General features: G+C 53.3%; 22 protein-coding genes. 19 read left to right on the forward strand and 3 right to left on the reverse strand.

The window, feature by feature from the left end; all coding sequences use genetic code 11:
• Positions 1–101 precede the first annotated feature (101 nt).
• The 5 genes from ACQY36_RS06010 to ACQY36_RS06030 all read left to right on the forward strand — a co-directional run bounded on the left by ACQY36_RS06010 (position 102) and on the right by ACQY36_RS06030 (position 5,608).
• Positions 102–596: a type IV pilin protein gene (locus ACQY36_RS06010; protein ID WP_428078328.1), complete on the forward strand. Its 495-nt coding sequence runs from the start codon at positions 102–104 to the stop codon at positions 594–596.
• A 106-nt stretch (positions 597–702) separates the two neighbouring features.
• The gene (locus ACQY36_RS06015) at positions 703–2,346 is read left to right on the forward strand and encodes an acyl-CoA dehydrogenase family protein (RefSeq protein WP_428070781.1); all 1,644 of its coding nucleotides are present in this window, start codon (positions 703–705) and stop codon (positions 2,344–2,346) included.
• Between the two features lie 10 nt (positions 2,347–2,356).
• Positions 2,357–3,145 (forward strand): electron transfer flavoprotein subunit beta/FixA family protein, encoded by a 789-nt coding sequence (locus ACQY36_RS06020; protein WP_428057689.1) that lies wholly within the window; start codon positions 2,357–2,359, stop codon positions 3,143–3,145.
• Positions 3,142–4,335, forward strand: coding sequence for an FAD-binding protein (locus tag ACQY36_RS06025; protein WP_428057691.1), 1,194 nt, complete (start codon positions 3,142–3,144; stop codon positions 4,333–4,335). The genes ACQY36_RS06020 and ACQY36_RS06025 overlap by 4 nt, the downstream gene beginning before the upstream one ends.
• A gap of 124 nt (positions 4,336–4,459) precedes the next feature.
• Positions 4,460–5,608, forward strand: a complete 1,149-nt coding sequence (locus tag ACQY36_RS06030) for a hypothetical protein (protein WP_428078330.1) — start codon at positions 4,460–4,462, stop codon at positions 5,606–5,608.
• A 69-nt stretch (positions 5,609–5,677) separates the two neighbouring features.
• On the opposite strand, the gene ACQY36_RS06035 is transcribed toward ACQY36_RS06030, so the two are convergent.
• Positions 5,678–5,941 (reverse strand): hypothetical protein, encoded by a 264-nt coding sequence (locus ACQY36_RS06035; RefSeq protein WP_428057553.1) that lies wholly within the window; start codon positions 5,939–5,941, stop codon positions 5,678–5,680.
• 178 nt (positions 5,942–6,119) lie between these two features.
• On the opposite strand from ACQY36_RS06035, the gene ACQY36_RS06040 reads away from it, so the two are divergent.
• The 10 genes from ACQY36_RS06040 to ACQY36_RS06085 all read left to right on the forward strand — a co-directional run bounded on the left by ACQY36_RS06040 (position 6,120) and on the right by ACQY36_RS06085 (position 14,406).
• A complete protein-coding gene (locus ACQY36_RS06040; protein ID WP_428070777.1) occupies positions 6,120–7,829 on the forward strand; it encodes a sensor histidine kinase in 1,710 nt (569 codons plus the stop codon).
• Complete coding sequence (locus ACQY36_RS06045) at positions 7,826–8,539, forward strand: hypothetical protein (RefSeq protein WP_428078332.1); 714 nt, start codon at positions 7,826–7,828, stop codon at positions 8,537–8,539. The genes ACQY36_RS06040 and ACQY36_RS06045 overlap by 4 nt, the downstream gene beginning before the upstream one ends.
• A gap of 3 nt (positions 8,540–8,542) precedes the next feature.
• Entirely contained in the window at positions 8,543–9,136 is a 594-nt protein-coding gene (locus tag ACQY36_RS06050; RefSeq protein ID WP_428078334.1) for a 3'-5' exonuclease, read from the forward strand.
• Positions 9,137–9,149: 13 nt separating this feature from the next.
• Positions 9,150–10,703 carry a 2,3-bisphosphoglycerate-independent phosphoglycerate mutase gene (gene gpmI / locus ACQY36_RS06055; RefSeq protein WP_428057561.1) on the forward strand — a complete coding sequence of 518 codons (1,554 nt, stop codon included), beginning with the start codon at positions 9,150–9,152 and terminating at the stop codon, positions 10,701–10,703.
• 427 nt (positions 10,704–11,130) lie between these two features.
• Complete coding sequence (locus ACQY36_RS06060; protein WP_428078336.1) at positions 11,131–11,355, forward strand: DUF167 domain-containing protein; 225 nt, start codon at positions 11,131–11,133, stop codon at positions 11,353–11,355.
• A 206-nt stretch (positions 11,356–11,561) separates the two neighbouring features.
• On the forward strand, positions 11,562–11,882 hold the full coding sequence (gene rpsF / locus ACQY36_RS06065; RefSeq protein WP_428057567.1) for a 30S ribosomal protein S6: 321 nt from the start codon (positions 11,562–11,564) through the stop codon (positions 11,880–11,882).
• 7 nt (positions 11,883–11,889) lie between these two features.
• A complete protein-coding gene (locus tag ACQY36_RS06070; RefSeq protein ID WP_428057569.1) occupies positions 11,890–12,333 on the forward strand; it encodes a single-stranded DNA-binding protein in 444 nt (147 codons plus the stop codon).
• 23 nt (positions 12,334–12,356) lie between these two features.
• On the forward strand, positions 12,357–12,680 hold the full coding sequence (gene rpsR / locus ACQY36_RS06075) for a 30S ribosomal protein S18 (RefSeq protein WP_428057571.1): 324 nt from the start codon (positions 12,357–12,359) through the stop codon (positions 12,678–12,680).
• 16 nt (positions 12,681–12,696) lie between these two features.
• Positions 12,697–13,209 carry a 50S ribosomal protein L9 gene (rplI, locus tag ACQY36_RS06080; protein WP_428070771.1) on the forward strand — a complete coding sequence of 171 codons (513 nt, stop codon included), beginning with the start codon at positions 12,697–12,699 and terminating at the stop codon, positions 13,207–13,209.
• 648 nt (positions 13,210–13,857) lie between these two features.
• Positions 13,858–14,406: a type IV pilin protein gene (locus tag ACQY36_RS06085; RefSeq protein WP_428078338.1), complete on the forward strand. Its 549-nt coding sequence runs from the start codon at positions 13,858–13,860 to the stop codon at positions 14,404–14,406.
• 55 nt (positions 14,407–14,461) lie between these two features.
• On the opposite strand, the gene ACQY36_RS06090 is transcribed toward ACQY36_RS06085, so the two are convergent.
• On the reverse strand, positions 14,462–15,910 hold the full coding sequence (locus tag ACQY36_RS06090; protein ID WP_428070767.1) for a peptide MFS transporter: 1,449 nt from the start codon (positions 15,908–15,910) through the stop codon (positions 14,462–14,464).
• Between the two features lie 194 nt (positions 15,911–16,104).
• Between ACQY36_RS06090 and dnaB the strand changes: the two genes are divergently transcribed.
• Genes dnaB through ACQY36_RS06110 form a run of 4 tightly spaced genes read left to right on the forward strand, consistent with a single transcriptional unit; the run spans position 16,105 to position 20,176 of the window.
• On the forward strand, positions 16,105–17,523 hold the full coding sequence (gene dnaB, locus ACQY36_RS06095; RefSeq protein ID WP_428057581.1) for a replicative DNA helicase: 1,419 nt from the start codon (positions 16,105–16,107) through the stop codon (positions 17,521–17,523).
• Between the two features lie 4 nt (positions 17,524–17,527).
• Positions 17,528–18,634, forward strand: coding sequence for an alanine racemase (gene alr / locus ACQY36_RS06100; protein WP_428078340.1), 1,107 nt, complete (start codon positions 17,528–17,530; stop codon positions 18,632–18,634).
• Positions 18,635–18,657: 23 nt separating this feature from the next.
• Positions 18,658–19,410, forward strand: coding sequence for an MlaE family ABC transporter permease (locus ACQY36_RS06105; RefSeq protein ID WP_428078342.1), 753 nt, complete (start codon positions 18,658–18,660; stop codon positions 19,408–19,410).
• A gap of 1 nt (position 19,411) precedes the next feature.
• The gene (locus ACQY36_RS06110; RefSeq protein ID WP_428078344.1) at positions 19,412–20,176 is read left to right on the forward strand and encodes an ABC transporter ATP-binding protein; all 765 of its coding nucleotides are present in this window, start codon (positions 19,412–19,414) and stop codon (positions 20,174–20,176) included.
• A gap of 37 nt (positions 20,177–20,213) precedes the next feature.
• On the opposite strand, the gene ACQY36_RS06115 is transcribed toward ACQY36_RS06110, so the two are convergent.
• Positions 20,214–20,418 (reverse strand): hypothetical protein (locus ACQY36_RS06115; RefSeq protein WP_428078346.1); only part of this gene is annotated, 205 nt, incomplete at its 5' end.

Here is a 20,418-nt window from a genome sequence, read left to right on the forward strand (position 1 = left end):
CTGGTTGAGGCCAGAGCTCCGGGGCCTGGAAGGCCTTGACGCGTTTTTTTTTTTTTGATAAATTGGGAATATCAACTTATATAAATAGGGGGATATATCCCGTGCAGAAAAACCTCGGATTTACGCTAATAGAGCTGTTGGTAGTCGTTTTAATTATCGGCATATTGTCGGCTGTCGCCTTGCCGCAGTATGAGAAAGCGGTGGAAAAAAGCCGTATGGCGGAAGCCCTTTCGATTGGTAAAACCTTGGATCAAGCTATGGCTGTATGGGTATTGGGACAAGGCGGATATCCTATGGAAAATGTAGAATTTTTAGGGACTAATCCGGGAGGAGAATTGGATATCACGCTGCCGCTTATTCCAACGACAGCTACTAAAAGTGATTCTAAATATTTTCGTTATGAAGCTTGGTGTGGCGGATATGGCTCTCAGTATTGTCGTTGGTGGGCATGGCGTTTAGATAAGGGCTATGGTTTACTGCATGAAACGATTAATGGGGATGATCACTATGAATGTTGGTATCGGCAAGAGGGCTTAGCGGAAACAATGTGTAAATTGCTGGAGGCTCAAGGGTGGCGAGTGGAAAATGATATATAGCTTTTTAACTCCCGGTTTTGAAACCGGGTTTTTTATGCCCGGGAAATGCGCTCAAACTTAAAAATTGGTATCATATATCTATATTGTATTTTGGAGACTCCCAAATATGGCAAAGAACGACCTGACAACCAGAAACCTGATGTTGGACAGTTTGAAGCAATATGCTAAAAACCGGATTTCTTTTAACCTCATCCGGGAGCATGACGCTAAGAACGAAATTCCTTTAGACATTTTAAAAGAGATGTACGACCACGACGTGCTGGGCGTGCATCTTTTGCTTATTCCCGAAGAATACGGCGGCCTCGGCGGCCAGACCACCGAAATCTACCGCGTGTGCGAACAGCTTGCCCGTATTGACCTGGGCATCGCCACCGGCGTATTCGCCACCTTCCTGGGCAGCGACCCGATTAACGTCGGCGGCACCCCGGAACAAAAGGCCAAATGGTTCCAGAAAATCGCGCACGAAAACAAACTCGTGGCGTACGGCGCTACGGAAGCCGACGCCGGTTCCGACCTCGTATCCCTGCGCACCCGCGCCGAGCACGTGGTGAAAGACGGCAAAGTCGTGGGCTATAAAATTACCGGCAGCAAAATGTGGATTTCCAACGGCGGCGTGGCCGATATTTACACCGTGCTCGCGCTGGCTCCCGGCGGCCCGAGCTGGTTTATTGTGGAAAAAGGCACCCCCGGTTTTACGCAGGACGTGCACGAAGACAAACACGGTATCCGCCTGTCCAACACCGCGGGCCTGGCGTTTGACGACGTTTACGTTCCCGCCGAAAATTTAATCGGCCTGAAAGAAGGCCAGGGCTTCCTGCAGGCGCAGGCCGTATTCGGCTATACCCGCCTGATGGTGGCCGCGTTTGGTTTGGGCGGCGGCGAAGAAGCGGTGGAAACCGCTTTGCAGTACGCCCAGCAGCGCATTCAGGCCGGCGGCCCGCTGGCCGAAAAGCAGGGATTTATGTTAAAGCTCATCACGCCGCATTACGTCCGTTTTGAAGCGGCCCGCGCGTATATTGACTGGACGGCCAAACAGCTGGAAGTCAACAACCACGGCCTCGCCACCGAAGGCGCGATTGCGAAGCTCTACGCCACCGAATCCGGCAACAAAGCCGCCGAAGACGCCATCCAGGCGATGGGCGGTTTTGGCTACACCAAAGAGTTCTCGGTTGAAAAAATCAAGCGCGACGTTAAAATCACCTGTATTTACGAAGGCACCAGCGAAGTGCTGGAGATGACGATTTTCCGCGGACGCTGGCAGGAACATTTAAAGAGCCGCGGCCAGTATTATTTGAACCAGGCCGCCGCGTTTGACGCCATCCACGCGCAGAACCCCAATGTGGGCGCCGACAGCGTGGCCCTGGGCTTTAGAGCCCTGGCCCGCGTGCTGGAAGACTGCCGCGCCAACAAACTCACCCGCCATCAGTACGTTACCTTTATGCTGGGCGATTTAATCAGCGAAATGGAAGTGGCGGCCGTGTTCTCCAAGCAGTGCGCGGACAAAGTGGTAACCGAAGGCAGCCGCTTTGACTTGACCTCCCTGTGCACGATGGCCCGCGTCAACGCCCGCCAGAGCGCCTTTAAAACCGCCACGGACGGGATGCGCCTGATTTTGGGCACCTGCCCGGACATCAACGCGGCCGAGCTCAGCCAGGCCGTCAACATCGTCGGCATTGAAGAAAAAATGCGCGGCCTGATTGACGATATGGACGCCGTGAGCGCCAAATTAAGAGACATTTTCAAGAAATAGGATACAACGCATGAATATTATTGTCTGCATCAAACAAGTTCCCGATTCCACCCAAGTCAAGGTGGACCCGAAAACCGGTACGCTCATCCGTGCGGGCGTGCCCAGCATCTTGAACCCTTACGACCATTTCGCGCTGGAAAAAGCCCTGGCCATTAAAGCCAAGACGGGCGCGAAAGTAACGGTGCTCTCCATGGGCCCCGCGCAGGCCACCGCCGTGCTGCGCCTGGCGCAGGCGTTGGGCGCCGACGAAGGCGTGCTTCTTTCGGACCGCGCTTTTGCCGGTTCGGACACGTGGGCCACGTCCTACGCGCTGGCTACGGCCATCCGCAAAATCGGCCGGTACGATTTGATTCTCTGCGGCCAGATGGCCATTGACGGCGACACCGCCCAAACGGGCCCCGGCATTGCGTACCATTTGAACATCCCGCAAATCACGTTCTGCGAAAGCATTGACGCGAACGGAAACCAGGTTGTCGTCAAAAAGCTGATTGAAGGCGGCCACCAAATCCTGGAAGCGGACCTGCCCGTCTTGGTTACCATGACGATGCCGCACGACTACGCGCCGAAATATCCTTCTTTTATGGCCGCGCACAAAGCGCAGGACAAAGCCACTTTCACCTGGACCGCGGCCGACATCGGCGCGGATCCGCATAAACTCGGCCTGGAAGGCTCGCCCACGCGCGTGGACCGCATCTTCCCGCCGCCGGCCCGCCCCAAAGGCGAAATGTTTGCCGGCTCGCCTGTGGAACTGGCGGATAAGTTTGTTGAAATTTTGAGAAAGGAGAGTGTGATTAAATGATTCAGATTTCTGATAAGTGCGTAGGCTGCGGCAAATGCGTAGCCGCCTGCCCGTTTGGAGCGCTCTCTCTGGTCAACCGCAAAGCCGTCGCTTCCAACGCCTGCACCATGTGCGGCGCGTGCGTAAGCGTGTGCCCGGTGAAGGCCCTGTCTCTGCCCGCCGTCGGCGGCGCGGCGAAGAAAGACCTGTCCGCCTACAAGGGCGTGTGGGTGTTTATTGAAATTTCGGACGACGGCAAAAACCAAAAAGTGCGTCCCGTGGGCTTTGAACTGCTGTCCAAAGGCCGGGAACTCGCGGACCAGCTGGGCGAAGAGCTCTGCGCCGTTATCATCGGCGACAACGTGCCCCAGTACTACGCCGAACTGTCGCAGTACGGCACGGACAAAATCTACGCCGTAAACGGCCCGGAATACCACAGCTACAACACCGCCGCGTACGCCAACGCGATGGTAACGCTGATTAAAAAGTATAACCCCAGCGTGGTGCTCTATCCGTCCACCTTTATCGGGCGCGATTTGTCTCCGCGCATTTCGTCCGAGCTGTTCGTCGGTTTAACGGCGGACTGCACCGGCCTTTCCATTAAAGACGGCAACCTGATTCAGACCCGTCCCGCGTTCGGCGGCAACATTATGGCCGACATCAAATGCCCGGATTACCGCCCGCAGATGTCCACCGTCCGCCCCAACGTGTTTAAAAAAGTGGTTACCACCCCCGGCAAAATGGCCCAGGTGGTAACGGAAGCCGTAGCCGTCCCGGCGGAAGCCGCCAAAGTGCGCATTATCAATACGCATATTGACGAAGTGTCCGCCATGGATAAGCTGGACGAGGCCGAAGTGGTCATCGCCGGCGGCCGCGGTATGAAAGACCAGAACGGTTTTAACCTGCTGGAAGAACTGGCCGCCGACTTGGGCGGTGCCGTGGGCGCTTCGCGCGCGGCGATTGATTTGGGCCTCAAACCCAAAGACAAACAGATCGGCCAGAGCGGTGTAACCGTATCCTCCAAGCTCTACGTGGCGTGCGGTATTTCCGGCGCGGTGCAGCATGTGGTGGGTATGGAACACAGCGACGTGATTATCGGCATTAACAAAGACGGAAACGCGCCGATTTTCAACGTCTGCAAATACGGCTTCGTGGGCGACGCGCACCAAATCCTGCCGCGCATCATTGAGCAGCTTAAAAAAACCAAATAATAAGGTTTTAGCCAAACAAAAGAGGGCCCAGAAAAAAATGGGCCTTCTTTTTTATGTGTTTAGGACTAAAGGCCCTGTCCGCCGGGGGCGGAAAAATGACATAGTAAAATAAAGGGCTGCGCTTATGAAAAAAATACTTTCTTTATATATCTGCCTGATGACGCTGTGCTGTGCCGCCCGCGCACAGACCCAAAAGCTTCCTTCCGCCATCGCCAAGAGCCTTCTGGGCAATTCGGTGCGTCAGACGGCGGCCGTCCCGGCACAGCGCGCCCTGGGGGTTTCCGCCGCGCGGCAAAGTGCTTATTTAAAATCCTTCGGCCAAGCCGCTTTGGACGATCTGGATGATATGCTGGAAGGGTATTGTAATTTAAACGTTAAAGTGCCGCCGCCGGAAGCGTTGCGCCGCCATTATCAGCTGCAGGAGCAGATGGTTGCCAATTGGATGAAGCGCGATTACGCCGGTTTTGTTTTGTCGGACGCGCTGCGGGAAAAAGTAACGATGGAAGCCAAAGTGGGGCGGATAGATTATACGCAGTATTTTCCCGCCGGAGCCCGCCTGCTGGCGTTGGGGGAGGTGCACGAAAACGACTGGGCGGCCAGCCAGGTGGAACAAGCCGTTTACCAATACGTACGGGCGTATCCGGAGCGGAACGTCTATTACGCGTCGGAATTTATAGACGCCGTTCCCGGCCGGGGGCCTGTATATTTGCTGTCCGGCGAGCAGGATGTGGAGCGTCTGGTGCGGAAACGTCCGTTTTACCGCGATATGACGCGCCGCCTTGTGCGCGCGGGCGTGCGGGTGGTGGGGCTGGAAAATCCGGCGCTTTCGGATGAATTGTTAAAAGTGGGTTATAAAGCCGATTTCGCCAATACGGAACTGGCGTGGAAAACAATTTCGCCCGCCGGGATGGCGGAGCGCAACAGCTACTGGAGCGGCATCCTCCGCCGCATTTACGCGCACGACCCGGACGCGGTGGTGTTTGTACACGCGGGGCTGGGGCATACCAATTACAATCATCCGGGTTCGCTGCCGCTGTTGTTAAAGGAATTTAAACCGTTTGTGGCGGAATTCTCCCCGGAGGGGACGCAGGAATTAAATACGCTGCTGGAGCGCCATATGCCGCTGCCGTGGGAACTCCGTTCCGCGGGCCGGCGGATGCAGCGCGCGGCCCCCGGGAAGCACTTGCAGTATGTCCGTTTTATGAAAAGCAAAGCCGCCGCGCTGGTGGCGGGGTGCGATTTAAATATACGTCTTGCGCCGCCGGCAGAGTAACAGCCGCCCGGTTTCTTGCACGGTAAAAAACCCGCTTCCAAACGGAAGCGGGTTTTAAATTAAAAGGGTTTACATATACACGGCGTAGGCTATTTTGCCCGGAGTGGGCGGCGGAGGAACGCCCATCCGTTTTTTGCGCCGGGCTTCCTGACGCTGGGCGCGCAGCAGGCGGCGCGTTTCCAGCGCGACAAAAGCGGCTTCTTCCTCGCTTAAAAAGATAATTTGCTCCTGTACGCTTACCGCGCGCATCTCTTCTTTGCGGATATCCTGCTCAACGCTGCGGATAAACGCCCGGCGCATACGGGAGGCTAAAGTCATCAGTTGTTTTGTCATATTTATACTATAGGCTTTCCGGGGCGCCGGCGCCAGGGTCAAAAGGCCCGCGGCATGCCGGAAAAAAGGCCCAGTGTTTCCGGCGGCCCGGACCCAGGCCGTTTTAGGCCTTTGGACCCGGGCGATTTTTTCCCCGTTTGCGCGCGCTGAATTGATATAATTTATAATAAGGTAGATTATGTCCATATTTTCTAAACTCTTCAAGCTGTTTCTGGCCGTGGTGCTGATGCCGCTTATCCCCATGGTGCTGCTGCTTGCCTACTATCAGGTGCACTTAAAGGACAATATCTTGGAAACCCACGCCAACCTGGCGCAGATTGTTTCTTCTTCCATGAACCAGCATATAGAAGATTTAACCTGGCGCCTGGCCTTTACCCAACACCTTACCCAGACGCTTGACGCCAAGAAAAACCCCGAACCCGTCTTGCAGGAAGCGTTAAGCGCCAACCCCGATTTTTTAATGCTGGCCGTGCTTTCCAAAACCGGCAAAGAGCTCTACCGCGCGGGCGACAAACAGGTTTTAAAACAGCTGCCGCCGCTTGATTTGGAGGGAGACCCTTCCCTGCCCGAACTGGCGGGCGCGCCGAGGCTGTCCGTCAGCAGTTTTGACGTGGTGGCCGGCCGCCCCATCAGCGAATTTATTTATCCCTTGCCCAACGGGGATTTCCTCTACGGCATAATGAGCTTTTTCAGTTTTCTTTCCCGCGTGCAGGAACAGCGTATCGGCGTTACCGGGCGCATCTATATTGTGGACCAGGACGGCCTGGCCTACGCCAACGATTACCAGTACAAACCCGCTTTTGACGCGGCGGCGTTAAAGAACGCCTTTGCGTCGCAGGACCGGCTGATTAAACGCTTAAAAACGCCGGATGAAACGTATGTGGGCGCGTTTGCCCCTACGCCTATTTTGGGGGCGTACGTAACGGTATTGCAGCTTAAAAGCGAGGCGTACCGCAGTATTCACTACACCAACATTATTATTGCGCTGTTTCTGCTGTCCATCGCCACGCTGGCGTATTTCGGCGCGCTGACGTTTGCCGAACGGCTGGGCGAGCCGATAGAAGCGCTGTCGCGCGCGGCCAAAGAAGTCAGCGCGGGCAATTTGGAAGAAAAAATTGACGAAGAAATCGGCTGGGGCGAATTTAAACAGCTTATCGCCGCCTTTAACAAAATGACCGCCGATTTGAAAGACTACCAGGTGCTCCAGCTTCAGGCGCAGGTGAGCGAAATGAAAGAACAGGTATTCCGCTCCGTCGCGCACGATTTGCGCGCCCCGCTGCTGGGCCTGCAAGGGTATTTGTATATTTTGCAAAGCGGCAAAGCCACGGAGCAGGAAAAGAAAGAATACCTGGAACTGATGAGCCAGGCCGCGAAAAACCTCTCGTCCCTGCTGGAAGACGTGCTGGACGTATCGCGCGTGCAGGCCGGTATGATGAGCCCCAAAAAAGAAAGCGCGGACGTACGCGCGCTGGTAAAAAACGTAACGGAAACGCTGGCCCCCACGGCCGCCGAAAAAGGGCTGGAGCTTTCCGCCGCCGTGGAGGTGGAGCGTCTGCCGGCGGACCCGAAACTTTTGCAGCGGGTATTGATGAATTTGGTGTCCAACGCCGTTAAATTTACGGATAAAGGGTTTGTCCGCGTGCGAGCGGAGCAGGACGAAAAGGCGTATTATCTGTCGGTGCAGGACAGCGGCATCGGCATTGACGCCAAAGACATAAAAGGACTTTTTCAAAAATACCACCAGGTCCGTTCGGACCGGCCCGGCTACGGGCTCGGCTTGTTTATCAGCCGCCAAATCGTAGAAGCGCACGGCGGCTCGCTGGAAGTTTCGTCCAAGCCGGGTGAGGGAAGCACCTTTACGGTATCTCTTCCCAAGGAGGCTGCATGATTGTTTTTTGGCGTTTGTTTTTGGCGTTTTTTCTGACGGATTTCGTTTTCTTCCACCAAACCATTAACATCCTGGAAGAGCGCAACCGCGCGAAGGCCATCGCCCTGCATGCGGGCGTGTTTTTGTTCTGGTCGTTTCTGCTGTGTTACGGTTATCTGACGATGCCCTGGCCGTTTTTGGAGCTTTTCAGCGTGCCCGGCTGGGTGTGTATTTTGCTGTTTTGTGTATTCCACGTATTTTCGGACCAGTATTTTCAGTTCGGCGGAAAAATCCGCCACGGGCATGTGCTGACGTTCTTCGTCAAAACATTCGTCAACCTGCTGTTTTTGTTTTTATGCGTGCCGTTTAAAGCGCTGTATGAAACGGGAAATTTTTTCGTGGAGCCGTGGGTGATTTTTCTGGTGGGGCTGGTAACGGCCACGCGGGTGCTCGGCTGGTTTATTTTCGCCATTGAGCAGGACCGCTACGGGCGCGATTATCCGACGTTTGACGAGCGGTGGCTGCTGATGATGGTGCGCGCTATTTTCTTTTTAATTATGCTCCTGCCCGGCTGGCGCTGGGCGGTGCTTTTGGGCGTGTGGTATTTGGCGTGTCTGTACGCGCGGAAAATCCGCCTGATGGACGTTTCCAGCGCCGCCTTCTATATCGGGGCGTTCGGCTCCGTTTTGGCGGGCTTTTTGGTGCGGATGCGTTTTTATTTAACCTGGTAACCTATGCAACTGACTGAATTAAAATTTGCCTGTCTGGACACGGAAACCACGGGTCTTTCCCCGGAAGGAGGGGGGAAGATTTGCGAGCTTGCGGTGTCCGTTTCGCGCGCGGGCCGCGTAGTGGACGAATTTTCCACGCTGTTAAACCCCGGTATGCCCATGCATCCGGACGTAATCGCCATTCACGGCATTACCAACGAAATGGTGGCGGGCGCGCCGTCGTTTGGGGATATTCTGCCGCGCCTGCTGGCGCTGCTGGACGACTGCGTCATCGTCGCGCACAATGCGGATTTTGACATCGGCTTTCTGCGCTCCGAATTTGCGCAGTGCGGTATGCGCTTTCCGCCCTACCCGGTGGTGGATACGTTAAAACTCGCGCGCAAAAGCGGCAAGTTTGCCAAGAATAACCTGGGCTGTATTGCGGCCGATTTGGGCATTAACACGCAGGGATGGCACCGGGCGATGGCCGATACGAAAATGGCCGAGCAGATTTTCTATTATTTTCTTACAATATTAAGTAAACACGGCGTGTCTACGCTGGAACAGTTAAACGAATTCCAGTGCAAACGCTGGAAAGATTTAATTTGCCAAAATTAAGGAGAATGACTGTATGAAAAAAGTGGTTTTAATTATTAGAGACGGCTGGGGCGACGCCAAAAGCGGCCCGCACAACGCGGTAACCAACGCCAAAACCCCGAACATCACCAAATACCTGGCCGAGTATCCCCATACCCAGATTGAAGCGTCCGGCGAACAAGTCGGTCTGCCGGCGGGGTATATGGGCTCTTCCGAAGTGGGACATTTAAATATGGGCGCGGGCAGAATTGTGGTGCAGGAACTCAAACGCTTAAAAGATACCATTGAAGACGGCTCTTTGTTCAAATCCGCCGCGTTTTCCGCCTGTATTGACAACTGCCTGAAAAACGACAAGCCGCTGCACCTGATGGGCCTGGTGCAGGACGAAGGCGTGCACGCCCACCACGACCATCTCCACGCCATTATGAAATACGCCAAAGAACGGGGCGTAAAAACCGTTTACGTGCACTTTTTTGCCGACGGCCGCGATACGCCGCCCCAGAGCTCCGTGGGCTTTATCCGCACGCTGGAAGAAAAAATCAAAGAATACGGCATCGGCCAAATCGCCACCATCCAGGGCCGCTACTACGCCATGGACCGCGGCGAAGACTGGAGCCTGACCGACAAAGCCTATAATTTAATCGTGCGCGCCCAGGGCCTGCACGGCGCCACCGCCGAAGAAGTGGTGGAAACCGATTATAAAACCATGAAAACGCCCGACGGCGGCCCGATGGTGGATGAATATATTCCGCCCACCGTGCTCGGCGATTACAAAGGGATGGAAGCCGGTTCCAGCGTGATTTTTTTCAACTTCCGCCAGGACCGCGCCATCCAGCTCACCCGCGCGTTTATTGACGATAATTACCCGGGCAAAGACCGCGGCGAACGCGTCCCGTGCGTGTTCTGCGGGCTGACGAAATATTACGACAGCTTTGAATACAACGCCCTCGCCTCTATGACCGACGGCGGCGGTATGAACAATCTGCTCGGCGAAGTGATTTCCAAGGCCGGTTTAAAACAGCTGCGCCTGGCCGAAACGCAGAAATTCAAACACGTTACGTCCTTCTTTAACGGCAAGCAGATTAAACCGTACGAAGGCGAAGACCGCATTGAAATCAAAGGCCGCTTTGACCCCGCCACCTTTGCCGACCATCCGGAAATGGAAGCGTATATCGTCAAAGACGAAGCGCTCAAGCAAATTGCTTCGGGCAAATACGATTTTATCGTGATTAACTTCGCCAACTGCGATATGGTGGGACATACGGGCAATTTTAATTCCGTCGTCAAAGCCGTGGAAGTGGTGGACGAATGCACCGGCGCGGTGGCCGAAGCCGCTTTAAACAGCGATTACACGGTGTTTATCACCGCGGACCACGGCAACGCCGAAGAAATGTGGGACGAAAAAATCAATATGCCCAAAACCGCCCATACCACGAACCTGGTGGATTTCATCTACCTGAGCAAAGACCATAAAGACGCCAAAATGGCCGCCGCGGGCAACCTGGGCGACATTGCGGTGACGGTTCTGGATGTGATGGGCCTTGAAAAGCCCGCCGATATGACGGCCAAGAGCTTGATTGAAAAGTAGTTTTTCTTACTTTTTGTGTCGACAAAAAGTAAGCCAAAAACTCGCCGATTGTGAAACATAAAAAATCACTTTTGCGGCTGTTTTGTAAACTCGCTGTGCTCAAACATACAAAACAGACAACCCCGCAAAAGTGATTTTTTATAGACGTTTCAATATCGGCAGCGGCGAAAAGCGGTTTTCCTGCTTGGATAATTGAGGGAGTGGCGCAGCGGACTTGCCGGTTCGCCCCTTCGGTCTGTTTATAAAATCCGGTTTGGGCGGACCGGCGTTTTTATCTGTTTGAACGGAGTGAGTTGTAAAAACGCCCGCCCTAAACCTGGTATTTTATAGGCCATGGGGCGCGCTCTTTTTGTGCACTTTTTCTGGCGGCAGAAAAAGTGAAAAGAACCTTTTGCTTACTTTTTATGTAAAAAAGTAAAATACACCTATGGAAGCCTACATTAAAGTAAAAGTACACGCCGGGGAAAAGAAAAACCGTTTGGAACAAAAATCCCCGGACTCTTACGAAATCTGGGTCAAAGCGCCGGCCGAACAGGGCCGCGCCAACGAAGCCGTACGCGCCGTACTGGCGGAACACCTCGGCCTGCCCGAAAATAAATTATCCCTCATCAAAGGGGCCGCCAGCCCCGCCAAAATTTTCCTTAAACGGTAATTGCTGCCTTTTTGCGCCGCCGCTGTGCAAAAGGCAAATCCCTATTTCTTCTCCTTTTTTGTTATAATATCTATAGGGTTAGAATAGCCCCGGCCATTGGTGAGTGAAGGCCGAACAGTATTCAGCAAAAACTCTCCGGGTAGCAGGAAAAGACCCGCGGGGGCTTTTTGACCCTGCAAAACGCAACTAAAAAGAATAATTGGTATATGAGAACTTACGAAAGCGTAATCATTGTTAAACCCCAGCTCTCCGACGGAGAAGTGGGCGAATTCGTGACCAAGGCCAAAGACCTGATCGCGAAACACGGTGGAGAAGTAACCAGCGAAGAAAAATTGGGCAGAAGAAAATTCACCCACGAAGTAAACCACGTTCGCGACGGTTTTTACCTCTACCTTAAGTTCAAAGCCGAACCGAAGTTTGTCAAAATCTTTGAAGACGCCTTGAAACTTAACGAAAAAGTGCTTCGCTCCATGACGATGTCCGCCGTGGAAGTGAAAGTAAAACCGGCTCCTGCCGTTGCAAAATAAGGTCGCTATGACAGCACAAATCAAATTACCGGAACAAAATCTTGTACTTCTGGTCGGACGGTTAACACGTGACCCTAACGTGGCTTTTACGCAGAAAGGTCAGGCAGTGTGCCGTTGTGATATCGCGGTAAACCGCAGGTATTTAGATGCTACCACAAACGAGTGGAAGGATGACACTGTGTTTGTTCCCGTAGTGGTTTGGGGTGCTGCCGCCGAACGGTGTAAAGACCGGGTGAAAAAGGGGACTCCCGTGCAAGTGGAAGGCCGCCTCACCAGCAGCGAATACACCGACAAAAATACCGGACAGACCCGCAAATCCATGCAGGTAACCGCCCGGAGAATACAAATACTGGAATCCGGCGCCGCGGGTTCGTACCATAACGACGTTTCCCCGGCCGCCAAGGACGACGTCCCGACCACCGACGTGATGGAAGACGACGTGCCTTTTTAACAGGAACCTAAGAGAGAAAATACATGTCTGAAGAAATTAAAAACACGCAAGCCCCCGCCGCGGCCAACGCCGCCGCTCCGGCCGCCCGCCCCGAAAGACCGGCGCGTCCGTTTATGGGCAAAAAGCGCTTTGAAAGCAGAAGAAAAGTCTGCAAAGTCTGCGCTGAAAAAATTGATGTTGTGGATTACAAGAACTTTCAGTTCGTGAAATCTTTCACTATGGAAAGCGGCAAAATCCTTTCCAGAAGAATCACCGGCACCTGCGCCAAGCACCAGCGCCAAATCACCAAAGCGATCAAACGCGACCGCAATCTGGCGATTTTGCCGTATTCGTTGCCCAAGAAATAAGCCGGAGGATTTGGAAATGAAAGTTATTTTGAAACAGAATGTGAAAAACCTGGGTATGGTGGGCAGCATTGTTGAAGTGAAGCCCGGCTACGCCCGCAACTTCCTGGTGCCGCACCGCCTGGCGGAAATCGCCACGGAAGGCGCCATCAAGAATTGGCAGCTTGGCGCCGAAAGACGCGCCAAACGCATTGAAGCGGAACTGGCCGAAGCCCGCGCCATCGCCGAAAAATTGGCCGGCGTCGTGCTTCCGTTCACCAAAACCGTCAACAGCGACGGCGTGGTGTTCGGTTCCGTCAACAAAGCCGATATTTTTAAAGCCTTGAACGCCTTGGGCCACAACATCGCCAAGGATTCCATTGAGCTCAATATGCCGATTAAAGCTTTGGGTGAAACCGAAGTGGGCATTTATTTGAAGCCGACGGTTACCGCTACGATTAAAGTTCAGATTAACCCCTTGACCACGGTGGAAGAAAAAATCGCCGATGCCAAGCCGGAAGAAAAAGCCGAAGCGGTTGCTGAAGCCAAATAAATCCCGATCCAATTGCGTTTTGTATAAAACCCCCGCGAGAGCGGGGGTTTTTGCATTTAGGAATCTCTAAGGGGAAAGGTACTTTTTCTGGCACCAGAAAAAGGGCCTTGCAGGCCGTGCAGACTTTACGGTGCTTGGCAACATTGTTTAAATAGTGTGGCTCAATTAGTCGGATGTACCCACATGGAGAACCGTCCCCTGGAAGGGGGGCCTTGCAGGCCGTGCAGATAAAGAACTGTTCCCCGGCAAACTTTTGCGTCCCCAAATGTCTTTCTCCCAACTATCTAAAAGTACCGTATATGGCTGAACCCTGGTTGAGGTCAGAGAAGGGAGCCCAGGCTCTGGGCCCTGCCCCCGGCACTCTGCGAGCGGCTTTTCGGGCTCGCTTTACGGTATTTGGCGGTATTGTTTAAACAGTGTGGCTCAATTAGTCGGATGGCGCCGTCAGGAAAAGGGAGGGGCGGACCCTGCGGGCGGCGGCATACCAGACGGGTGCATACCCCCTTTGTTGTTTCCATCTAACTAATAGTACCGTTTATTGCTTTAGCCCTGGCTAGGCCAGGTCCCCAAGGCCTGGAAGGCCTTGACGCGTTTTTTTTTTTTGATAAATTGGGATTATTACCTTATATAAATGGGGGGATATAGCCCGTGCAGAAAAGCCTCGGATTTACGCTTATAGAGCTGTTGGTGGTTGTTTTAATCATCGGTATTTTGGCGGCGGTGGCATTGCCACAGTACGAAAAATCAGTTATGAAAAGCAAGGTGACTAAATACCTGCCTTGGTTTTATGAATTAAAGCGCGGGCGGGACTTGTATGTATTAAACGGCGGTCGTTCAAATTGCCTGGATTTAGGTGCTTATGCTGATTTGGCCGGCATTGATTATAGTTCTGCCGTGTTTACCGGAGACAACACTTATTGTAATTTTAGATTTAAAACGCCGTCCGGGCTGGTATTTACATCAGTAAATGGGGGAGTGTTATCTGAAACTATTTTAGAGCCGGGTACGAATAAAGGTTTTTTCTTGTATATGGTATTAAATCCATCTTCGGCTTCTGCACTCAAAACGTCAGTAGGGACAATTTTTTGTATGTCCAACTCTGCCTGGGGACACAAAATGTGCCGTGCTGTTACTGGCGCAGAACAACAAACTTGTCCATACGGTTCTACAAGTTCTATTTGTTATCAGTTTTCTTAGAACGACATAAACTGGTGCATACAAAAACCCCGCCTTTTGGCGGGGTTTAAACTGTTTAATGTACGCCGTGCATCCATTTTTTGATGCCTTTTAATGACAGCATCAAAATACCGGATACCGCCAGCGGTACGATAACCAGCCACAGGAAGAACTGCTCGTTGCTGATTTTTTGGAAGTAGCCGGAGTATACGCCCGCCAGTTTGTTGGCTACGGCGTTGGACAGATACCATACGCCAATCAGCAGGGATACGAAACGCGCCGGAGCCAGCTTGGTAACCATAGATTTACCCACCGGGGAAATGCACAGTTCCGCAAACGTGTGGAATAAGTACGTAAACGCCAGATAGAACAAGCTGATTTTGGCGTTGCCGATGAGCATAAACGCGCCCAACAGCATTACCGCAAAGCCCAAAGACATCAGCCACAGCGACACTACAAACTTAGCCGGGGTGGATGGTTCTCTGCCTTTTTTGGCGAGGTCAATCCACAGCTTGGAAAACAGCGGCGCAAAAATAACCACGTACAGCGGGTTCAAGCTCTGGAACCAGTTGGCCGGGATTTCCCACGAATGGCCGAAAATGGAAATCACGCGGTCGGTATATTCATACGCAAACAGGTTTAAAGCGGCCCCGGCCTGTTCAAACGCGGCCCAGAAAAAGATGCTGAAAAACGCCAAAATCCCGATGACGGCGATTTGCTGTTTTTCCTGTTTCGTCAGCGGCGCGGTATTTTCGGTTTTCACGCGTTTGGCTTTTTTATTGTACAGGTAATAGGCTAAGCCCAAAACCGCAAACGAAATGTAAGAAGCGGTATGGTGGCCTTTCATATACAATACAATCATTGGGATGGCCAGCACGATGGCCCACAGGGCGGCGTCTTTATAAAAGACGGGCTTTTCTTTGGGTGCGGCGCCTTTGCCGGGCAGAAATTTTTTATAGCCCAGGATAAAGGTCAGCAGGCCGATTATCATACCGATGCCGGCAATCCAGAACGCGGCTTTGTAATTGCCCGACGCGGCAAAATGCCCTACAAGCAGGGGCCCGAAGAACGCGCCGATGTTAACGCTCATATAAAAAATGGTGAAACCGCCGTCGCGGCGGGCGTCGTTTTTATCGTAAAGCTGGCCGACGATAGCGACCACGTTGGGTTTAAAGAATCCGTTTCCCAGGATAATCAGCCCCATGGCGATATAAAGGAAAGCGACGGTGGGCACGCTCATCACGAACATACCGGCGGCAATCAGCAGGCCGCCCCAGATGGTGGCCCATTTTTGGCCCAGGTAACGGTCGGCCAGGAAACCGCCCAAAAGCGTGGAAAGGTATACCAGGCTGGTGAACGTCCCGTAGACGTTGGACGCGCCGCCTTTATCCATTTTCAGCAGGTACACCATATACAGGATGAGGATGCTGCGCATCGCGTAGTAGCTGAAGCGTTCCCAGAGTTCGGTCATAAACAGCAGCCAGAGCCCGGTGGGCTGTTTGGTTTTTACAACGGTTTGTTCCATGAATGCCTCCTTAGCGGCGTAGTTTCAAGTAAAAACAAAGAATAATACACTTTACTAAATTTTGACGCGCCGGCGGATAAAAATATCCGGTGCAGCTGTCCCCTTTTTTCTGTTAAATTGCTACAATAAATAAAAGCCCCTTTTTACCGTTCGGTAAAAAGGCGGACTGCGATTTCTATATATTCAGAGGATTTATGGCAAGCAATCTGTTGGAAGAACGTATCCCCCCGCAGGCGATTGACGCGGAAATGGCCGTATTGGGCTCCATGCTGCTGGAGGCCGACGCCGTTACCGAAGCGCTTGAAATTTTAAAGCCCGAACATTTCTATAAAGAAGCCCATCAAAAGATTTTTGCGGCGATGAAGGCGCTGACGGACCGCAGCCAGCCGATTGACATCGTTACGCTGACCGAAGAACTCAAAACCCACAACCTGCTTACGCAGCTGGGCGGCGAATTGTATTTGACGCAGCTGGTGGACAAAGTGTCCACTGCCGCGCACGTCAAGCACTATGCGGAAATCGTGTACAAAAAATTCGTCGTGCGCGATCTTATCCGCACCGCCACCGGCCTGGTGCAGCGCTGTTATAAAGAGGAAGACGACGACCCGCAGGTGCTGATTGACTCCGCCGCCGACCAAATTTATAAACTCAGCCAAAAACAGAAGCTTTCGGGTTTCGTGTCGTCTAAAGACCTCGCGCCGGAAGTGATTGAAATCCTGGAAAAAGCCGTGCGCAACAAAAGCGCCATCCAGGGCGTGCCGACGGGGCTGGACGAGTTTGACCGCAAAACCGGCGGGCTTAGAAAGTCCGACCTGATTATTTTGGGCGCGCGCCCCAGCCAGGGTAAAACCGCGCTGGCGCTGAACATTGCACACCACGCGTGCGTGGAATGCAAGGTGCCCGTGGCGTTCTTTTCGCTGGAAATGGGACGGCACATCATTTTTGAACGTATGCTGGGCGCGGCCGCTATGGTGGAAATTTATAAACTGCGCACCGGGTATTACGAACAGAGCAAATGGTCCGACTTGACGCGCGAGCTGGGCCGCCTGGCCTCCGCCCCCATGTATATTGACGATACGTCCGGCATTTCCATTACGGAGCTGCGCATGCGTTCGCGCCGCCTGGCTTCGGAACTCAAAAAGCAGGGCAAGGAGCTGGGGCTGATTGTGATTGACTATTTACAGCTCATCCGCGGCGGCGAACGCCGCACGGAAAGCCGCCAGCAGGAAGTGTCCGAAATTTCCCGTATGTTAAAGGATTTGGCGCGTACGTTAAACGTGCCGGTGCTGGCGCTTTCGCAGTTAAGCCGCAAGAACGAAGATAAATCCCGCACGGACAACAAGCCCCAGCTGTCCGACTTGCGCGAATCGGGATCCATTGAGCAGGACGCCGACGTGGTGGCCTTAATCCACCGCGAAGCGTATTACAAGCGCGACGATGAATCGCTTAAAAACAAAGCCACGCTGATTATCGCCAAACAGCGCAACGGCCCGGTGGGAGACATTGATTTGGCCTTCTTCGGCGAATACGCCCTGTTCACCAATCCCGCGCCGGAGCATATGGAAGCCGCGCAGGATATGAGCGGCAACACCGTTATGGCGCTGCCGGAGTAACCCTATGCAAATGCCTATTTTGCGTCCCACGGTGGCCGAGGTGGATTTGAAAAAACTCGCCCGCAATATGCGTAAAGTGCGCGGGCAGGCGGGCTCCGGCGTAAAAGTGCTGACGGTTTTAAAAGCCAATGCGTACGGGCACGGCGCGGTGCGGCTGGGCCGGTTTTTGGAAGAAAACAAACTCAGCGATTTTTTCGGCGCCGCCTCGGTGGAAGAAGGGCTGGAACTGCGCCGCAGCGGCATTAAAACCCCGGTGCTGGTGCTGGGCAGCGTGTATCCGTTTGAGGCGTTTGAATACGCCATTGAAAACGGCCTGGCCATTACGATAGCCAGCCTGGACGCGGCCAAAGCCGTAAGCGAAATTGCCGGCAAGCTGGGCAAAAAAGCCCTCTGTCACGTCAAGCAGGACACGGGGATGGGCCGCATCGGCACCCGCCGCGGCGGCGTGTTTAACGTAATTGATTTTTTGGCGCATCAGCCGTCCGTGATTTTGGACGGCTTGTATACGCATCTTTCCAGCGTGGAGACGGACCCGGCCTATACCGAAGAGCAAATCGGCTACTACCGCGACACGCTGACCAACGTCCGTCTGCATGGCATCCATATCAACCACTGCCATGTGGCGGCTTCCGCGGCGATTGCCGCCCGGCCGGATGTGCATTACGATATGGTCCGCACGGGGCACAGCGCGTTTGGGCTGGAAAAAGGGTTTGAACCGATTTTGTCTTTAAAAACCCGCGTGGTGTACGTTAAAGACGTACCCGCTGGAAGCAGTGTGAGCTACAACCGCAGTTTCATCGCGCCGCGCGCGATGAAGGTGGCGACATTGCCGCTGGGATACGGGGACGGATATTTGCGTGCTCTGTCCAACAAGGCCGACGTGCTCATCCGGGGCAGACGCTGCCGGGTGCTGGGCAACGTAACGATGGATATGCTGATGGCGGATATTACGGACGCCGGGCCCGTGGCCGTGGGGGACGAAGTAATCGCCGTCGGGCGGCAGGGAGACGAAGAAATCACCCTGGCCGAGCTGGCGCGCAAAGCCGGCACCATTGATTATGAACTGTGCACGCTTTTAATGCCGCGCGTGCCGAGGATATATAAAGAATAATGTTTACCGCAGTGGGAAAATATATGGCGCATATGTTCAGCCAGGTGGGCGGGGCGGCCAAAATGGTTCGTTCCGGCTTATTTTGGCTGACGCATTCCCGTTTTGAGTTCCGCCAAGCCGTGGACCAGAGCGTCGTCATCGGCGTGGAATCCTTCGGCGTAACCGCTTTAACCAGCCTGTTTACCGGCATGGTGCTTGCGCTGCAGGCGGGCAATACAATCGGCAATATTTTCGGCGAGCCCATTTTTGTGGGCACGATTGTGGCTTTTTCCTTAATCCGCGAGCTGGGCCCCGTGCTTACCGGCGTGGTGGTTTCCGGCCGCGCGGGCGCGGCCGTCACGGCGCAGATCGGCACCATGGCGGTTACCGAGCAGATTGACGCGCTGTATACGCTTGGCACCAACCCCATCCGCTATTTGGTCATTCCCCGTATGTTCGGTTTTATCCTCACGATGCCCATTTTAACGCTTTTTTCCAATTTATTCGGCGTGCTGGGCGGTTATCTGGTGGCGGTGTACGCGCTGAACGTGCCCGGCGAGATTTATATGACGGATATTACGTCCTTTATGGGCGTGAAAGATTTTATGCACGGGTTTATCAAGTCCTTTGTGTTCGCGTTTATGGTGGCCACCGTTTGCTGCTATAAAGGCGTCAGCACCCGCGGCGGCGCGGAGGGGGTGGGTAAATCCACCACCGGGGCCGTGGTAACCACGATTGTGCTGATTTTAGTGCTGGACTATTTCTTAACGGCCATTTTAACGGCGTTCGGGATTTAATATGATTGATATCATAGACCTTAAAAAGAGCTTCGGCCCCAAGCAGGTGTTAAAAGACGTCAACCTCAAAATTGAGGAAGGCAAAACCACCTGTATTTTGGGCGGCTCCGGGTCGGGCAAAAGCACGCTGATTAAGTGTTTAATCGGCTTGGAAGAGGTAACGGGCGGCCGGATTTTGGTGGAAGGAAAAGACATTACCAAAATCCACAGCGAAATAAAGCTCGCGGCCATCCGCCGCCGTTTTGGGTATTTGTTCCAGGAGGGGGCGCTGTTTGACTCCATGAGCGTGGGCGACAATGTGGCTTTCGGTTTAAAATACCTGACGGATACGCCCGAAAAAGAGTACCCGAGAATCATCAAAGAGAAACTGGCGCTTGTGGGGCTTAAAGAGGATGTGGCGAAACTCAACCCGAGCGAGCTGTCCGGCGGGATGAAAAAACGCGTGGCCCTGGCGCGCGTGCTGGCCGTGGAGCCGCAGGTGATTCTGTACGACGAACCCACCACCGGCCTTGACCCTATCATGTCCGACATCATCAGCGACCTGATTATGGATTTAAAAGCCAAGCTCGGCGTTACTTCGGTGGTGATCACGCACGATATGCGCTCCGCTTTTAAAATCGCCGATTACATCGCTTTTCTGTACGAAGGGAAAATTTTAATGTACGGCACGCCCGACCAGTTCCGCCATACGGACAACCCGTACGTCAAACAGTTTGTAGACGGCAGCAGCAAAGGGCCTATACAAATGAAGATTATGCGGGACTGATTTTCTGCCATTTTTGGATAATTTTTTGTTTTTTTGCTTATTCACGTATTTCAAAATACGCTTCAACGCAAAGAAAACAAAAACTTATCTCAAAAATGCGGAAGGTAAATGGCACGGCCTGGCGTGAAGATTTTTCGGGATAGAGTGGCTTTTCAACGCCAAGAAAATAGAAAAGCCGCCACAAACTCCTTGAAACTGAAGCGTGAGATAAGCAAAGAAAACAAAAACTTATCTCAAAAATG

This window comes from Candidatus Avelusimicrobium alvi (assembly GCF_958451995.1).
In the GTDB taxonomy this organism is placed as follows: domain Bacteria; phylum Elusimicrobiota; class Elusimicrobia; order Elusimicrobiales; family Elusimicrobiaceae; genus Avelusimicrobium; species Avelusimicrobium alvi.

Bases quoted from the DNA above. Each gene is read 5' to 3' on its own strand.
- rpsF (WP_428057567.1), top strand. From the start codon at position 11,562: ATGAGAACTTACGAAAGCGTAATCATTGTTAAACCCCAGCTCTCCGAC.
- ACQY36_RS06020 (WP_428057689.1), top strand. From the start codon at position 2,357: ATGAATATTATTGTCTGCATCAAACAAGTTCCCGATTCCACCCAAGTC.
- ACQY36_RS06035 (WP_428057553.1), bottom strand. From the start codon at position 5,941: ATGACAAAACAACTGATGACTTTAGCCTCCCGTATGCGCCGGGCGTTT.
- rpsR (WP_428057571.1), top strand. From the start codon at position 12,357: ATGTCTGAAGAAATTAAAAACACGCAAGCCCCCGCCGCGGCCAACGCC.
- dnaB (WP_428057581.1), top strand. From the start codon at position 16,105: ATGGCAAGCAATCTGTTGGAAGAACGTATCCCCCCGCAGGCGATTGAC.
- ACQY36_RS06070 (WP_428057569.1), top strand. From the start codon at position 11,890: ATGACAGCACAAATCAAATTACCGGAACAAAATCTTGTACTTCTGGTC.
- alr (WP_428078340.1), top strand. From the start codon at position 17,528: ATGCAAATGCCTATTTTGCGTCCCACGGTGGCCGAGGTGGATTTGAAA.
- ACQY36_RS06045 (WP_428078332.1), top strand. From the start codon at position 7,826: ATGATTGTTTTTTGGCGTTTGTTTTTGGCGTTTTTTCTGACGGATTTC.
- ACQY36_RS06105 (WP_428078342.1), top strand. From the start codon at position 18,658: ATGGCGCATATGTTCAGCCAGGTGGGCGGGGCGGCCAAAATGGTTCGT.
- ACQY36_RS06040 (WP_428070777.1), top strand. From the start codon at position 6,120: ATGTCCATATTTTCTAAACTCTTCAAGCTGTTTCTGGCCGTGGTGCTG.
- ACQY36_RS06050 (WP_428078334.1), top strand. From the start codon at position 8,543: ATGCAACTGACTGAATTAAAATTTGCCTGTCTGGACACGGAAACCACG.
- ACQY36_RS06025 (WP_428057691.1), top strand. From the start codon at position 3,142: ATGATTCAGATTTCTGATAAGTGCGTAGGCTGCGGCAAATGCGTAGCC.
- gpmI (WP_428057561.1), top strand. From the start codon at position 9,150: ATGAAAAAAGTGGTTTTAATTATTAGAGACGGCTGGGGCGACGCCAAA.
- rplI (WP_428070771.1), top strand. From the start codon at position 12,697: ATGAAAGTTATTTTGAAACAGAATGTGAAAAACCTGGGTATGGTGGGC.
- ACQY36_RS06030 (WP_428078330.1), top strand. From the start codon at position 4,460: ATGAAAAAAATACTTTCTTTATATATCTGCCTGATGACGCTGTGCTGT.
- ACQY36_RS06015 (WP_428070781.1), top strand. From the start codon at position 703: ATGGCAAAGAACGACCTGACAACCAGAAACCTGATGTTGGACAGTTTG.
- ACQY36_RS06110 (WP_428078344.1), top strand. From the start codon at position 19,412: ATGATTGATATCATAGACCTTAAAAAGAGCTTCGGCCCCAAGCAGGTG.
- ACQY36_RS06090 (WP_428070767.1), bottom strand. From the start codon at position 15,910: ATGGAACAAACCGTTGTAAAAACCAAACAGCCCACCGGGCTCTGGCTG.
- ACQY36_RS06060 (WP_428078336.1), top strand. From the start codon at position 11,131: ATGGAAGCCTACATTAAAGTAAAAGTACACGCCGGGGAAAAGAAAAAC.